The following is a 14837-nucleotide window of genomic DNA, read 5'->3' as shown; positions in this document are numbered from 1 at the left end:
CGCTACGGCGCGGCGGCCCGCACCGGCTCGTCGGCCGTGACCCGCACCGGAGCCGTGCCCGAGGCACTGTGCTGCTCGGCCCAACTCTCCAGCGCCGAACGGCAGGCGTGGTCGAGATGGTGCAGCCCGGACAGGTACACCTCGATCGGCCGGTCCTGCGGAAGCGCCTCCAGACTGTCGAGTATCTTCGGCAGCCGCAGGAACGTCGCGTTGCCCGACAGGTGCACCTGAATCGGACCGGCGCCCTTGTCTATGACCTCCGTCTTCAGGTGCGAGGCCTCCCAGGCGGTCTTGACGACGGCCAGGGCCAGACCGATGAGCACACCCTCCAGCATGTTCATCGCGACGATCGACCCGGCGGTGACGACGAGGATCAGCGCCTCGCCCCTGTGCCCCCGCCAGAGCAGGCCGACCTGACGGAACGGGATCAGTTTCCATCCCGCGTGCACGAGGACGCCGGCCAGCGCGGGCAGCGGGATGAGCGCCAGCGTCGACGGCAGCGCCGCCGCGAACAGCAGCAGCCACACGCCGTGCAGGACGCGCGACGCCTTCGTCCTGGCGCCCGCCTGCACGTTCGCCGAACTGCGCACGATCACCGCGGTCATCGGGAGCGCGCCGAGCAGGCCGCACACCGTGTTCCCCGCGCCCTGGGCGATCATCTCCTTGTTGTAGCGGGTGCGCGGACCGGTGTGCAGGCGGTCCACGGCCGCCGCGCTGAACAGCGACTCGGCGGAGGCGATCAGCGCGAACGCGAGGACGGTGCCCCAGATCGCCGGGTCGGCCAGTTCGCCGAGCGCGCCGGTTCCCGGCAGCTGGATCGCGCCGAGCAGGCCCTCCACCTCGACCGTGGCGACCGGCAGGTCGCCCAGGAGCGAGGCCAGCGTCGCCAGCACCACGGCCGCGAGGGCGCCGGGCACCGTCCGCACCTTGGCCGGCAGCCGCTTCCACAGCACGATGACGGCGACGGTGCCGGCGCCGATCGCGAGCGAGACGAGGGCCTGGGAGCTGCCGATCGCGTCGGCGAACGCGCCGGGCAGGCCCGCGATCTTCCCGAGGCCCGTCCCGGGGGCCTTGAGGCCCGCCGCCGCGTAGAGCTGACCGGCGATGATGACGAGGCCGATGCCGCAGAGCATGCCCTCGACGACGGACACGGAGATCGCCCGGAACCAGCGGCCCATCCCCAAGAAGCCCATGGCGAGCTGGAACAGACCCGCCATCAGGACGATCACGCCGAGCGCGGCCACTCCGTACGTGCTGACCGCCTCGTAGACCAGGACGGTCATGCCCGCGGCCGGGCCCGACACCTGAAGGCTGCTGCCCGGGAGCAGGCCGGTGACGATCCCGCCCACGATGCCGGTGACCAGGCCGAGTTCGGCGGGGACGCCGGAGGCGACCGCCACGCCGACGCACAGCGGCAGGGCCACCAGGAACACGACGAGGGAAGCGGCGACATCCTGCCGCAGGAAGGGAAACCTCGACCTCAGTGTCATCGTGCCCCTCACAGCGCCTCGAACGTGTCGGTCTCCGGGCGGTGTTCGCGCACGCCTCCGGTGTGCACCTCGTAGTACCAGGCGCGCAGATCGAGGCGGCCGGTGCGCAGGTGCCGCTCGACACACGGGTAGGAGCGCAGGCGCAACAGCTGGGTCAGGACGTGGTGTTGCACCGCCTCGGCGACGGTGGGGTCGGCGGGATCCGCGCACGCGGGTTTCCCCGCGGCGTGCGCGAGCCAGTCCCGTACGGCGGGCACGGCGCCGAGGTCGTCGCCGCGCACCACGGCGCCCACGGCGCCGCAGTGCGAGTGGCCGCAGACCACGATGTGCCGGACGCCGAGGACCTCCACGGCGTACTCGATGGTGGCCGCCTCGCCGGTGGGGTGCGCGGAGGCGTACGGCGGGACGATGTTGCCGGCGGTGCGCAGCTCGAAGAGCTGGCCGGGGCGGGCGCCGGTGATCAGCGCCGGCACGACCCGGGAGTCGGCACAGGTGATGAACAGAACTTCGGGTGACTGGCCTTCGGCGAGTCCGGCGAACTCCTCAGGGCGCTGTCCGAACGTGCGGGCATTGTCGATGAGGGGGTGCATGGCTGGTGTTTCCTCCTGGCGCACCACGAAGGCGCGTCGGACGGACAAGGACAGGTGTGGGGGTGTCCCGGGGCCGCCGGGTGCGGACGCCGTCCCGGCGGGAGTTCGTCCCGTGCGCGGCTCGTGCCGCTCCTTCCGGACGGTTCACATCTCTTGCGCACACCAAGACGTGGTCAACGAACTGCCAAGAAACACCATAGCCATGCAAAGTCGCCCGCCGGGTTAACTGGACGTTTCCATCCGGAAAGGGGCTGAAGCGCGATCATCGGTGGCGGATTTCCGCTCAGTCGTCCCCGAACCCGTACGCGGCCCAGTCCTCCGTCACGCGCCGCCGCAGCTCCTCGGGGTAGGAGGTGGCGAACGACGCGGTCCTGCCGCGCACTTCACCGTCGAACTCCTCGGGCCGGACGCAGCTCATGACCGACTTGCCGCCCCGGCCCGCGCGGATCTGCTCGCGGGTCAGATAGGGGACCATCGGGATGCCGGGGGCGTCCGGGAAGACGTACTCGGTGCCAGGGCGGTAGCGGGTCGCGAGGGCCCAGGCGACCTGGCCGATGTCGGTGACGTCGACGTCGGAGCCGACGAGGATCACCTTCGGCACGAGCCAGCCCGCGTGGGAGTCGAAGAGGACCTTCGCGATGTCACGGACGAGGTCCTCCTCCGTCGTCCGGCGGGCGGCGAGCCGCGCGCGGTCGACCGAGACGACCATCCAGCAGGTCGCGGCCTCGTACGAGCACCAGGCCAGGTCGACCGGCAGGCCGGCGGACCGGAGCAGACCGGTCGCCTCGGCGGAGATCATCGTGCCCCAGATCGTGTGGTTCTCCTCGGGCGGGACCCCGGCCACGCACACGGGCAGGATCGCCCGGTCGCGGAAGGTCACGGCCTCCACGTGGAAGAGCGGCTGCGGCTTGCCGCCGGGGAGCGAGTAGCCGTGGTACTCGCCCATCGGCCCCTCGGAACCCGTCCCGTCCGCGCTGATGTACCCCTCCAGGACGATCTCCGCGTTCGCCGGGACATACAGCCCGTTGGTCTCCGTCCGGACGACCTCCACCCCGGTCCCGGTGAGCGCGCCCACGTACCCGGCCTCGTCGACCCCGGCCGGGAGCGGCATCCCGGCCGCCGCCAGCGCGGCCGGGGGAGCGCCCAGGACCATCGCCCACGGCGTGGGCCGGCCTTGATCGCGCCACATCTCGCGGATCATGCCGACGTGCTGCTGCGGCATGGCCGGGCCCACCAGGGTGGTGCGATCGTGCAGCATCGTCCGGGCGACGGACCAGCTCGTCCACCGGCCGTCGGGGCTCTGGACCACATGGAACCCGTACGTGCCCACGTACCGGCCGCCGTCCTCCTCGTGCAGGAGCGGTACCGGCAGTCGCTCCAGGTCGACGTCCGCGCCGAGCAGGACGTTCTCCTTGCAAGGGCCTGTCGGGACGACGGTCGGGGGCACCGGGTCGGCGTGCATCGCCGCGACGAGTTTCTCGACGACGTCCCGTGCCGAACTGCGGGGCGGCAGGCCGACGTGCGCGGCGAGGCGGCCGTACGCTCCCTGCGCCTCGCCGCTCAGGCCCGCCGGCGCGCCGAGGACCCTCATCCCCGCGTCGCCCCCGGAGACGGAGTCGAACAGCGGGGCGGGGGAGCGGGTCTCGTACACCCGACGGGTCACCGCGCCGAGCTCCAGGTCGAGGTCCACCGTCCGCTCGACGCGCACGGCGTCCCCGCGGTCCAGCAAGTCGTCGAGAAAATCACGGAAGTTGAGGGCAGGGCCATGCTGTGTCATGTGTGTCTCCTGGAGGGGCGGGTGTGTGTGCAGGGAACGGGTCAGCGGGTCGGAGTGCCCAGGCGGGCCGCGCGCATGCCCTCCCACCGCCGCGCCCGCGGCGCGGCGAGACCGAACTGGTCGAGCACACGGCTGACCACGTGATCGACGATGTCGTCGACGGACTCCGGGTGGTTGTAGAAGGCGGGCATCGGCGGCACGATGCGCGCGCCCATCCTGGACAGCGCCAGCATGTTCTCCAGGTGGATCTCGCTCAGCGGCGTCTCCCGCGGCACCAGCACGAGGGGCCGGCGCTCCTTGAGCACCACGTCCGCCGCCCGCCCCACCAGGCCCTCGGCATAACCGGCCCGCACGCCCGCGAGGGTCTTCATGCTGCACGGCACGATCACCATGCCGTCGGTCCGGAAGGAGCCCGAGGAGATCGCGGCGCCCTGGTCGGCCGGGTCGTGACAGACATCGGCCAGTCGCGCGACCTCGCGCGCCGAGCGGCCGGTCTCCAGCTCGACGGTGGTCCGGGCCCAGCGGCTGAGCACCAGATGCGTCTCCACCCCGGGAAGCTCCCGCAGCACCTCGAGCAGCCGGACGCCCAGGATCGCGCCGGTCGCTCCTGTCATCCCCACGACCAATCGCACGGCAACGCCCTTCCTCGTCTCCTGTCGGACCGCCCCGGGCCGTGCGCGTGGACCTTTTCGGTCGGCGGACCCAGAAGCCGCAGATCGAGGCGACCTAGCCTCTGACCAGCTACGGAATAGACTCTAGGAGCGAGATCGGGCCGCGCGGCGAGGGAAAGCGGCCCGGAGATGTGCAAAAGGAGACGCACCTGTGGCAGGGATCCCGCAGCTCACCTTTCCCCGACGGGCGGGCAGCCTCCCCGCGGTCCGGGTGCTCGGGCTCGACGAGCTGCTCGAACTCGCCGCCGGCTTCTCGGGCAGCCCCTTCGCGCCACTGCGCCCCGGCTTCCATCTGCTGTTCACGCTCCGTACGGGCCACCTGGTGTGCACGGTGGACGACACCGAATGCCTGGTGACGAGCGGCAGTTGGCTGTGGGTGCGCCCCGGGCAGGTCCTTCGCCTGGGCGCGGGAACCCTGGAGACGACCGGCACGGCGGTGCTCTTCCTGCCGCACGCCCTGGGAACGGACGCGGGCGCCGCCGTCGGACTCGACCAGCGGACCTGGCGCCTGCCCGTCACCCTTCCGCCCGCGGTCGACGCGCCCGTGCGCCAGACCCTCGACCTGCTCGCCGACGAGTACCGGCAGCTCGGACTGCTCCCGCTGGAGGCCCACACCGAGGTCGTCCGGCACCTGCTCACCGTGCTGCTCCTGCGGCTCACGCATCTGCCGACGGAGCCGCGCGGGCCCGCCGCGGGCAGCGCCGCCTTCCACCGGTTCCACCAGGCGGTCGAGGCCGGCTACCGGCGCACGCACACCGTGGAGGACTACGCGGCCGAGCTCGGCTACAGCGTCCGCAGCCTCAGCCGCGTCACCCACGCCGCCGTCGGCCTGAGCGCCAAGCGCTTCATCGACGACCGGGTCCTGCTCGAAGCGCGCCGGATGCTGCTGCACACCGACCTGACCTCGGCCTCCATCGCGGACCGGCTCGGCTTCCCGACCGCGACGGCCTTCACCCGCTTCTTCCGCCACCGCACGGGGGAGACGCCCTCGGAGTTCGGCGGACGGAGCCGGGCCGCGTAGCCGGGTGCGTGCCTCCCCGGCCGCGCCGCCGGCCGGCCGGCGCCCCGAGCAGGCGCCCCGAGCAGGCGTCCCCGGCCCCCTCCGAGTGGCTGACCGCCGCGCGACGGCCGAAGCTGGACGCCAGTGCACCGGACCACGGGAGGCTCGCGCCGTACATGGACCACTCCTCCTCGGTGCCCGACGCACGCGCCCGACTGGAACTGGGCGCGATCAAGGAACTGCTCCTCGCCCAGCGCCGACGCGTGCTCGCCTACGCGCGGGACCGCGACCGGCGCGCCCGGCCTCCGGCCACCGAGGCCCCCCGCACCGACCCGCCGGCCGCGACGTACCACCCCTCCGGCCAGGAAGTGCTCGACGCCCTCCCCGTGCCCGCCCTGCTCCTCCAGCCGGTCACGGGCGCGGACGGCGAGATCATCGACGTCCTGCACGTCTCCCAGAACGCCGAGGCCGAGGCCCACTCGGCGGCGCGGCTGCACGGCGGCTCGCGGTCGCACCCGTCCGGGCCCGTCTCCCTGTACGAGCGGTTCCCCGCCCTGCGCGCCTCCCGGCTGCCCGAACTGATCGCCCGCGCCCACCGCCTGCGCGAGCCGCAGGGCCCCGCGACGGTCGAATGGATGGCCGGCGGCGCCGAGGACTCCGTACGCGTCAACGACGAGATCCGTGTCGCACCGTGCGGGTCCCAGCTCCTGCTGCTGACCTGGGAGCGCGGCAACCGGCTGAGGATGGCGGCGGCCGCCCAGCACCTGGTCCGCACCTGCTGGGCCGAGTGGAACCTCGGCGACGACGGGATCGAACCCTCCCGCGGCTTCCGCCAGGTGATCGGACTGCCCCCGGGCAGCGCCCTGCCCACCCTCGGAGACCTGGCGAGCGTCGTGACGAACGACAGCCTGCCCGGCTACTACCAGATGCTGTACGACGTCATCCTGCGCAAACGAACCGCCTCCTGTGACCTGCGACTCCGCGGACAGAACAGGCGGATCGTGCGGATGACCGCCGAGCCCGTCCGCATCGCCCCCGGCAGCCTCGTCTGGGCCGTGCGCGCCGTGCTCAGCGACGTGACGGCCGAGCGGCGGCGCCGTGAGACGGCCGAACGCGCGGCGCTGGAGGCACGCCGCCAGCGCCAGCGGGCCGAGACGCTCACCGAGGTCGCGGAGGCACTGCGCGAAGCCGTCCTGCCCCACTTCCAGGACGAACTGGCCACGTACGGACTCCAGGCGGCGGTCGTCTACCGGCCCGACGCCCGCGAGGCCGGAGTGGGCGGCGACTGGTACAAGGCCCGGCGGGTGCCCGACGGCCGGCTGCTGATCGCCCTCGGCGACGCGCGCGGGCACGGGCTCGCGGCGGTCACCCTCATGGCCAAACTCCGCTACGCCCTCGCCGGGCTCACGTACACCGAGCAGCCCGTCGAGCAGCTGACGCGATGGCTGAACGAGGCGGCCTGCGCGGACGGCGACGAGTCCACGGCCACCGCCATCGTCGCCCGCTACCACCCGGAGGGCTCAGTGCTGCGCTGGACCTGCGCCGGCCATCCGCGACCGGTGCTGATCCGTGACGGCCGCGCCGCGGTGCTGCCGTCTCCCGAAGGCGGTCCCGGACTCTCGCTGGGCGTACTGCCGGGCACGACGTACACCGCCGTCGAGACGCGGCTGCGGGTCGACGACATCGTCCTGATGTACTCGGACGGGCTCACGGAGCGCCGCCCCGGCGACCCGGACCGCGACACCGCCCGCTTCCTCACGCAGGCCCAGGAGTGCTTCGCCTCGGATCCGCCCCCGCCCGGCCGCCTCGGCCTCCTCCACTACGCGGAGCGGCTCGTCGAACGCCTCGACGGCCCGCACCGCGACGACGACGCCACACTCCTCGCCCTGCGCCGCGTGGACCCATGAGCCTCAACGGCCGCTCCCCGCAAGGGCGTCGGCCGCCACACCGAGATCCGCGAGCAGCCCCTCGTACGCGCTCTCGCGGTCGTCCGCCCTCAGCACCGCCGACGGGTGGACCGTGCAGACCAGACCGTGGGCCGGCGGGGAGCCGCTCGTCGCGGCGGCGTGCCCCAGGTCGTCCCAGTCAGGGGCCGGCAGCAGCAGCCCGCGCCGGTCGCCCACGCGGAAGGAGCTGCCGAGGAGCGCCTTGCCGGCGGTGGCACCGAGAGCGACGACCAACTCCGGGTCCACCGCCTTCAGTTCCGCCGAGAGCCAGGGTCGGCACGCCTTCAGCTCATGGAGGTCGGGGGCCTTGTGGATACGGCGCTTGCCCGACCCCCGCCGCTCGAACTTGAAGTGCTTCACCGCGTTCGTGAGGTAGGCGTCCTTCTCGCTGATGCCCACCTCGCCCAGCGTCTTGCGCAGCAGCTTGCCCGCCGGGCCGACGAAGGGCAGGCCCCGCACATCCTCCTGGTCGCCCGGCTGTTTCCCGATCAGCACCAGCCGCGCGGACCGCGTCCCGGAGCCGAAGACCGTCTGGGTGGCGTCCTCGTACAGAGGGCAGCCACGGCAGTCGGCCGCCGCGCGCCGCAGGGTGGGCAGCCCGCCGCGCGAGGGAAGGTAGCGCGCCGCGCCCTCCTCCTGGTCCGGAGCCTGGTGCGTCATGTCGTCCGCTCCCTCTCTGCGGCAGGGGTCAGGCGGCGGACCTGCGCCGGCCGTGTGTCTCGGACAGTGCCTCGACGAGTTCGTCGCGGTTCATGGAGGAGCGGCCCGGGATGCCGGCCTCGGCGGCCTTCTCGTAGAGCTCCTTCTTGGTCAGGGAGTCGAGATCCGTGTCTGCGGGCTTCTTCGCCCGGTCCACGCTCGCGCGCAGGGCGTCCATGAGGTCGACTACGTTGGTCGACTCCGCCGGGGGATCGGCCCGTTCGACCGGCTCACCGGTCCGTTTGGCCTCGACGAGCCGCGCCACCCGCTCCTGGTAGGTGTCGTGGAACTCCTCGGGGTCCCACTCCATGCTCAGCTCGTCGATGAGCCGCTCGGCCATCCGCACCTCCCGGTCGGAGACTTTGACGCGGCCGGGGAGCGAGTCGAGTTCGCGCGGGTCCCGGATCTCGTCGGCCCAGTGCAGGGTGTGCAGCGTGAGCAGTCCCGACTCGGCCTTCACGGCCACCAGGTACTCACGGTTGCGCATGACGAACGTCGCGATCGCCGCCTTCTCCTGGTGCTCCATCGCCTTCGCCAGCAGCGCGTACGTCTTGCCGAAGTCCTTGCCCTTCGGAGCGAGGTAGTACGTCTTGTCGAAAAAGATCGGGGCGATGTCGTCGAGGTCCACGAAGCCGTCGATCTCCAGGGACTTCGACCGTCCCGGGGCGATGTCGTCGAGTTCGTCCGGTTCCACGAGCACGTACGCGTCGCCGACGTCGTACCCCTTGACGATCGCATCGAGTGGCACCTCGTCGCCGGTGCGTTCGTTCACCCGCCGGTTGCGGACGCGGTCCGAGGTGCCGCGCTCCAGCTGGTGGAAGTGGACTGCGTGGCTGTCCGTCGCGGTGAACAGGCGTACCGGCAGGGACACCAGCCCGAAGGTCAGCGCCCCGCCCCATACGGCCCGAGCCATGGCGGTCGCCGCCTTCGGTCGGTGCGCGTGCCTAGGCCGGCCTGCTGCGGCGGTGCGCCGCACGGCCCCGCCCGGACGCGGCGGTGCCGCGCCGCAGCCAGCGGTGGGTGTGCCCGCCGTGCGTCTCGCGCGGCCGTGAGGTCCCGGCGTGGCGGTGCGAGGTGCCCCGCAGGGCCAGGGCCAGTCCGAGACAGAAGACGAGCGCGAGAGCCAGGCCGGAGCAGAAGATCGCCAACGTGTTCATGGTGGCGATGTCGTGGTCGAGCACGGACACGGTGTACTCGGGGCCGCCGCCGAGGTTGCCGGCGATCGCCAGAGCGGTGAACGCGCCGGTGGCGGCGAGGAGAAGAAGTCCCAGGGCCCGCATGTGAATCATCTCCCGGGCGGAGGCGGTCGGGTGACCGGCAGTCGGTTGAAGAACGAGCGGTGGTGAGGCAGCGCCTGGCGCGGGTCCTTGGACCGAGTGCCCGGAACCCCGCGGTCGAAACCGAACGAGAGGGGCCGACGGCGGCCGGTCGGGCCGCCGTCTTCGAACGGATGCGACGGTGTGCGCGGCGCCCGCGCGCCTACATCGTCCGACGCTGCTCCTCGCCGGTCTCGTCGACGTCCTCCAGGGCGATCTCCTCCTTGCGGACCTCGCCCGTGACCGTGCGCTCCTCGGTGTGTTCCTCGGTGGTCAGCCGGACGCGCTCCACCGGGACGGCCTCGGTCTCCACGACGGGGCGTTCGGCGTGCAGCGTGACCTCGTGCTCGGCCTCGCTGATCTCCGGGCCGCGCAGGGAGGCGTCCATGTTGGCCTCCGTGATGGGCTCACGCACCAGCCGGACTTCCTCGTGACTGACGGGGACGGTCTGTTCGACCTCCTCCGTCACGACGTACTTGCGCAGCCGCGCCCGACCCGACTCGTAGCGCTCGGTGCCGACGTGCATGCGCTCCTCGGACCGTGTCATCGCGGTGTCGCCGGAGGCCATGCCGGTCCGCTCCCGCTCCGCCGTGCCGGCCCGCTGTTCCTGGGTTCCGGCGGCTTCGTCGGGGCCCTTGAAGCCGGCGGCCGTACCCGTGCCGCCCGCCGCGGCAGCCATCCCGCCGCCCGCGCCGGCCATGCCGCCCGCGCCGGCCATGCCGCCGGCGCCTTCCATGCCGCCCGCCTCGGGGGCGCCGGGGCCGCCGTGGGCCCAACCACCCTCGCCGGGCTCGTTCGCCCGCTGCCAGGCGTCGTCCCAGGCGATGCCGTAGTAGTCGTAGAGGCGCTGTTCCTCCGCCACGGACAGGTGTCCGCCGTTGTCCACGTCGACGTTGGGCGCATCCTTGACCTTGTCCTTGGGGTAGGGGAGCTCGAGGTGTTCCCCGACCATGGCCGCTTCGCGGATCGGTGCGAACGACTCGTGGCTGCCGAACAGACCCGTCTTGATGGTGACCCACTCCGGGCGGCCCGTGGCGTCGTCGTAGAAGATGTGCTTCGCGTTCCCGATCTTGTTCCCTTCCGCGTCGTGGACGGGGTGTTCCAGTACCGACGGGATCTGCTCGTGGGTGATCATTCCGCAGCACCCTCTTTCGCTTCTGTGGCGTCCCCCATGACGTCCCCCTGGGCGGGTCACCGTCATCGAAGTGAATAAACGGGACTAAAGGGATAAATAGGATTGAAGTGAATCCCTCCGCCGGTGCGGCCCGGCGGCTACGGTGGTGCGATGACCACCACCGTCAACGTCCGCGGAGTCGATCTGGGCGTCGAGTCCTTCGGCGACCACGACGCGCCCCTGATCCTGCTCGCAGGCGGGACGACCATGCTGTCCTGGCCCGACGCCCTGTGCGAGCGGCTGGCCGGTGGAGGCCGGCGCGTGGTGCGTTACGACCTGCGCGACAGCGGCGCGTCGACGACCGGCGATCCCGAAGCTCCCGCCTACACGCTCAGGGATCTCGCCGCCGACGCCGCGGCGCTGGCCGGCGCGCTCGGCCGAGGTCCCGCGCACCTCGCGGGAATCGGCGTCGGAGGCATGGTCGCGCAGGTGGCCGTGCTCGATCACCCGGAGGCCTTCTCGGCGCTCACCCTGGCCGGGACCCGGCCGGTCGCGCCGGGCCCGGTCGACGACGACCTCCCCGACCACGATCAGGCGGCGCTCGGCCGGCTGTTCTCGCGGACCCTGCCCGACTGGAGCGACCGGGCGGCGGTGGCGGAGTTCGCCGCGGCCGGCGCCGAGGTGCTCGGCAACGACCCGGACGCCGCACGGGAGAACGCGGCGCGCGTATGGGACCGCACCCCCGGCACCGACCCCCGGGTCCACGCGGCCAACCAACTGGGCATGGTGTTCTCCCGGCTCGACTGCGGCCCCCGATGGCGCGAGCGGCTGCCCGGCCTCGCGCGCCCCACGCTCGTCGTCCACGGCCGCCGCGACCCGTTCTTCCCCGTGGGCAACGGGGAGGCGCTCGCCCGCGAGATCCCCGGGGCGCGGCTGCTCGTCCTGGAGGAGTGCGGCACCGCGATCGGCGCCGCGGCCTTCGGCGAGGTCGCCGAGGCGATGCTCGCGCTCGGGTAGGGGCGGGGCGGGACCTCGACCTGAATTCCGGGTACGACGAAGCGGCACCCGAGTCAGGAAAACCCGGGTGCCGCTTCGGTGTTGCCGCAGTGCGGCGGGGGACGCGGACTACTGCTCCAGCGCCGCGACGCCCGCCTTCGCGAACTTCTCGTCCAGGTCGCCCGACGGGGCGCCGGCCACACCGATGCCCGCGATCGGCGCGCCCTCCGCGGCGACCGGGGCACCACCGGCCAGGAACAGGGTGCCCGGGATGTCCTTCAGGGTCGGGGCGTTCGTGAGGCGCTTGGCCAGCTCGGAGGTCGGGGCGTTCCAGGAGACGGCGGTGAACGCCTTCTTCTCGGCGGCCTCGTAGGACTGCGGGCCGGCGCCGTCACCGCGCAGGGTCAGGACGGTGTTGCCGTCGCGGTCCACGACGGCCACGGAGACGCGCTGGCCCTCCTTCTCGGCGGCGTCGAGCGCGGCCTGGGCGGCCTTCGACGCGGCGTCGACGGTGAGGTGCGTGGTCTGGCGCAGGTGGTCGCCGGAGGCCTCCGCGACCGTGGCGGCAGGCGTGGTCTCCGACGCGTTGGCGGAGAGCACCCCGGCGGTACCCGCGGCCAGGACGGCGGCGACACCCGCGCCCATCAGTACCCGCTTGCGACGGGGCTTCATTGCGTGCTTCAACGAGGGCTCCTCAGGAAATGCCGGGGTGGTGCGGGAACCAGCCGTCCCGCTCTGCCCTCAGTCTCGGCGCCGGATCCGGCGACTCCTTCGGAATCTCGGCTGCGTTCCGCACACCGATCGGAGGGGGGAAGGATCATCCGATCGGTTGATGCGGGCCCGCACGCGAGCCTGCCCCGTCCCCGCGGAGTCCGTCAGCGTTTGTGCCCGACCCCGCCGAACATCGCCACCTCGGTGGGCAGTTCTGCCGCGGCGTCGTCCGGACGCCAGTGGTTGCAGGAGACGACGCCCGGTTCGAGGAGTTCGAGACCGTCGAAGAACCGGGCGACCGCGGCCGGTGTCCGCTGGGTCAGCCGGGGCGTGCCGTGCTCGTTCCAGAACGCCACCGCGGCGTCGACATCGGGCATGTCCGACCGGGTGATGGTGTGCGAGAGGACGAGGTGGCTGCCCGGGGGCAGCGCGTCCATCAGCCGCCGGACGACCCCGTACGCCTCCTCGTCCTGCTCCACGAAGATGACGACGCCGAGCAGGATCAGCGCCACCGGCTCGCTGAAGTCCAGGACGCGCGCGGCCTGGTCCAGGACGGCGTCGACGTCCCGGAGGTCCAGATCGAGGTACGCGGTGCGGCCCTCCGGCGTGCTCGTCAGCAGCGCCTCGGCGTGGGCCAGCACGATCGGGTCGTTGTCGACGTAGACGACGCGGGACTCCGGCGCGACGCGCTGGGCGACCTCGTGCGTGTTGTCGGCCGTCGGCAGCCCGGTGCCGACGTCGAGGAACTGCCGGATCCCGCGCTCGGCCGCGAGGTACCGCACGGCGCGCCCGAGGAACTGCCGGTCCGCGACGGCGTAGTCGCCGATCCCCGGATGCAGCGCACGGATCTGGTCACCCGCCGCCTGGTCGACCTCGTAGTTGTCCTTGCCGCCCAGCCAGTAGTTCCAGATCCGGGCGGTGTGCGGCTGATCGGTCCTGATGCGCCCGAGCGCCTCGATCGACGCGGCGGATATGTCAGTCACGCGGAGTCCTCCGGATCATGCCGATGGTCGGTCAAGGGCCAATCTAACGCCAGGAGTTGCCGCGTCTGAGCCCGGTCGCGGAGCTCAACTCGCCTGTCCGGCACCGGACATGTCTGATTCCCGTCAACGCGCGGGCCTTCCGCCGCTCGTCCTGGCATCGCTTGAATGCGGGTCAAGCCCAGGTAAACCGAGCCTGGCCACACCGAGGAGTCGGTACGGATGAAGCGTCCTCTTCTGGCGGCCCTGGCCGTCGTGTCGCTCACGACCCTGTCCCTCACCGGGGCGACGGCAGCCACCGCGAACACCCCCGCCCCGGCCGCCGCCTCCGCCACCGGCGGAGCCACCGCCTCCCAGGATGTCGCGCAACTGCGCCAGGAGTTCAACACCTACGTCGCCGGGCTCGATCTCGACCCCGCCACCAGAGCGGCTGCCGAGGAAGCGGGATCGTCCGACGAGGCGCTCGTCGCGGCCACCACCCGGTCACGGAACCAGATCAAGGCCGTGCTCGCCGACGCCGGCGTCGAGAACGAGTGGGCCTCCGGGGCGCTCGACCCCGGTGACTACCAGTGCTCCACCACGGACTTCCGCGAGTGGGCCCGCGCCGAGATCGCGAAGATCGACCCCGACGCGTGGAGCTGGTACCAGAACGGCTTCCTGGGCCTCTCGCCCGACCTGCTGGTCCAGTACTGGACCCTGATGAAGACGCCCACCGACCCTCACCGGACCGCGCTCGGGCCGGGCGGGGCGAACACGCAGGAGCTGGCCCGCACCTTCACGAACCTCCAGGGGTTCTGGGACGTCGACACCAGCAACGTCGGACTGGTCTCGCTCGACGGCAAGGTCCTCGGCCCCGACGCCGCGGCCGACCGGCAGTACGTCTACGACGGCCTCGCCAAGATCAGCCCGCTCGCCTCGCTCTTCCTCCGCCTGGGCGTCGAGGGCGGCCTTGCCTCGGGTGAGCTCGGCGGGTTCCCGGGCGGCGTCGACAACCCGATGTTCTCCCTCAACGCGTTCGCGATCGACCCCGCCCACGCCGGTGACTCCCAGGAGATGCTGGAGACGCTCGGCATCACCCGGCGCGTGGCGATGGGCCAGGGCATCCTCCAGATGTGGAACGAGCTCGGCCTCGGGCAGGCCGGCGGACGCGCCGTGCTGGCCCATGAGTTCGGCCACCAGGTCCAGTACTCCGACAACCTCTTCGAGACCGACATCACCGACGAGGCCGAGGCCACCCGCCGCACCGAGCTGATGGCCGACGCCCTGGGCACGTACTTCACGGTCCACAAGCAGGGCGAGGCGCTCAACAAGGCGTACACCCTCCAGGACCTGCGGACGTTCTACAACGTCGGCGACTGCGGCTTCACCAATCCCGGGCACCACGGCACGCCCAACCAGCGCTACCGCAGCGCCGCCTGGGGCGCCGACCTCGTCAAGAGCGCCGACGACCAGGGCCACATCCTCCCGAGCCTGACCGTCGCCGGCGCCTTCGACAAGGCGCTGCCCGAGCTCGTCGCCCCCGACGCGAACTGACGCACCACGCCCCC

Annotated in this window: 14 protein-coding genes; 4 read left to right on the top strand and 10 right to left on the bottom strand. The window is 72.3% G+C overall.

The features are described from left to right. Positions 1 to 2: 2 nt before the first annotated feature. The 4 genes from ACZ4E1_RS34385 to ACZ4E1_RS34370 all read right to left on the bottom strand — a co-directional run bounded on the left by ACZ4E1_RS34385 (position 3) and on the right by ACZ4E1_RS34370 (position 4489). On the bottom strand, positions 3 to 1490 hold the full coding sequence (locus ACZ4E1_RS34385) for a SulP family inorganic anion transporter (RefSeq protein WP_467546902.1): 1488 nt from the start codon (positions 1488 to 1490) through the stop codon (positions 3 to 5). Between the two features lie 8 nt (positions 1491 to 1498). Next, on the bottom strand, positions 1499 to 2080 hold the full coding sequence (locus tag ACZ4E1_RS34380) for a carbonic anhydrase (RefSeq protein ID WP_467546900.1): 582 nt from the start codon (positions 2078 to 2080) through the stop codon (positions 1499 to 1501). Between the two features lie 283 nt (positions 2081 to 2363). Then, positions 2364 to 3857, bottom strand: coding sequence for a UbiD family decarboxylase (locus tag ACZ4E1_RS34375; protein WP_467546898.1), 1494 nt, complete (start codon positions 3855 to 3857; stop codon positions 2364 to 2366). 41 nt (positions 3858 to 3898) lie between these two features. After that, complete coding sequence (locus ACZ4E1_RS34370; protein ID WP_467546896.1) at positions 3899 to 4489, bottom strand: non-oxidative hydroxyarylic acid decarboxylases subunit B; 591 nt, start codon at positions 4487 to 4489, stop codon at positions 3899 to 3901. A gap of 190 nt (positions 4490 to 4679) precedes the next feature. On the opposite strand from ACZ4E1_RS34370, the gene ACZ4E1_RS34365 reads away from it, so the two are divergent. Together ACZ4E1_RS34365 and ACZ4E1_RS34360 are read left to right on the top strand one after the other, a co-directional pair. Then, complete coding sequence (locus ACZ4E1_RS34365) at positions 4680 to 5549, top strand: helix-turn-helix transcriptional regulator (protein ID WP_467546894.1); 870 nt, start codon at positions 4680 to 4682, stop codon at positions 5547 to 5549. 155 nt (positions 5550 to 5704) lie between these two features. Continuing rightward, positions 5705 to 7435, top strand: a complete 1731-nt coding sequence (locus ACZ4E1_RS34360; protein WP_467546892.1) for a PP2C family protein-serine/threonine phosphatase — start codon at positions 5705 to 5707, stop codon at positions 7433 to 7435. Between the two features lie 3 nt (positions 7436 to 7438). Here the strand turns inward: ACZ4E1_RS34360 and ACZ4E1_RS34355 are convergent, their stop codons facing one another. The 4 genes from ACZ4E1_RS34355 to ACZ4E1_RS34340 form a co-directional block, all read right to left on the bottom strand. Beyond that, a complete protein-coding gene (locus ACZ4E1_RS34355; RefSeq protein ID WP_467546891.1) occupies positions 7439 to 8134 on the bottom strand; it encodes a UdgX family uracil-DNA binding protein in 696 nt (231 codons plus the stop codon). Positions 8135 to 8162: 28 nt separating this feature from the next. Continuing rightward, positions 8163 to 9086, bottom strand: a complete 924-nt coding sequence (gene ku / locus ACZ4E1_RS34350; RefSeq protein ID WP_467546890.1) for a non-homologous end joining protein Ku — start codon at positions 9084 to 9086, stop codon at positions 8163 to 8165. Positions 9087 to 9117: 31 nt separating this feature from the next. Then, positions 9118 to 9453: a hypothetical protein gene (locus ACZ4E1_RS34345; RefSeq protein WP_467546889.1), complete on the bottom strand. Its 336-nt coding sequence runs from the start codon at positions 9451 to 9453 to the stop codon at positions 9118 to 9120. A 199-nt stretch (positions 9454 to 9652) separates the two neighbouring features. After that, positions 9653 to 10624, bottom strand: coding sequence for a YsnF/AvaK domain-containing protein (locus ACZ4E1_RS34340; protein ID WP_467546887.1), 972 nt, complete (start codon positions 10622 to 10624; stop codon positions 9653 to 9655). A gap of 150 nt (positions 10625 to 10774) precedes the next feature. Between ACZ4E1_RS34340 and ACZ4E1_RS34335 the strand changes: the two genes are divergently transcribed. Continuing rightward, positions 10775 to 11620, top strand: coding sequence for an alpha/beta fold hydrolase (locus ACZ4E1_RS34335; protein WP_467546885.1), 846 nt, complete (start codon positions 10775 to 10777; stop codon positions 11618 to 11620). Between the two features lie 108 nt (positions 11621 to 11728). On the opposite strand, the gene ACZ4E1_RS34330 is transcribed toward ACZ4E1_RS34335, so the two are convergent. Further along, complete coding sequence (locus ACZ4E1_RS34330) at positions 11729 to 12271, bottom strand: GlcG/HbpS family heme-binding protein (protein ID WP_467547009.1); 543 nt, start codon at positions 12269 to 12271, stop codon at positions 11729 to 11731. 203 nt (positions 12272 to 12474) lie between these two features. Then, complete coding sequence (locus ACZ4E1_RS34325; RefSeq protein ID WP_467546884.1) at positions 12475 to 13293, bottom strand: SAM-dependent methyltransferase; 819 nt, start codon at positions 13291 to 13293, stop codon at positions 12475 to 12477. 219 nt (positions 13294 to 13512) lie between these two features. Between ACZ4E1_RS34325 and ACZ4E1_RS34320 the strand changes: the two genes are divergently transcribed. Beyond that, positions 13513 to 14823, top strand: coding sequence for a hypothetical protein (locus tag ACZ4E1_RS34320; RefSeq protein WP_467546882.1), 1311 nt, complete (start codon positions 13513 to 13515; stop codon positions 14821 to 14823). The last annotated feature ends 14 nt before the right edge of the window (positions 14824 to 14837 follow it).

This window comes from Streptomyces sp. NPDC025806, from assembly GCF_055558275.1.
This window is presented reverse-complemented; position numbering and strand designations above follow the sequence as displayed.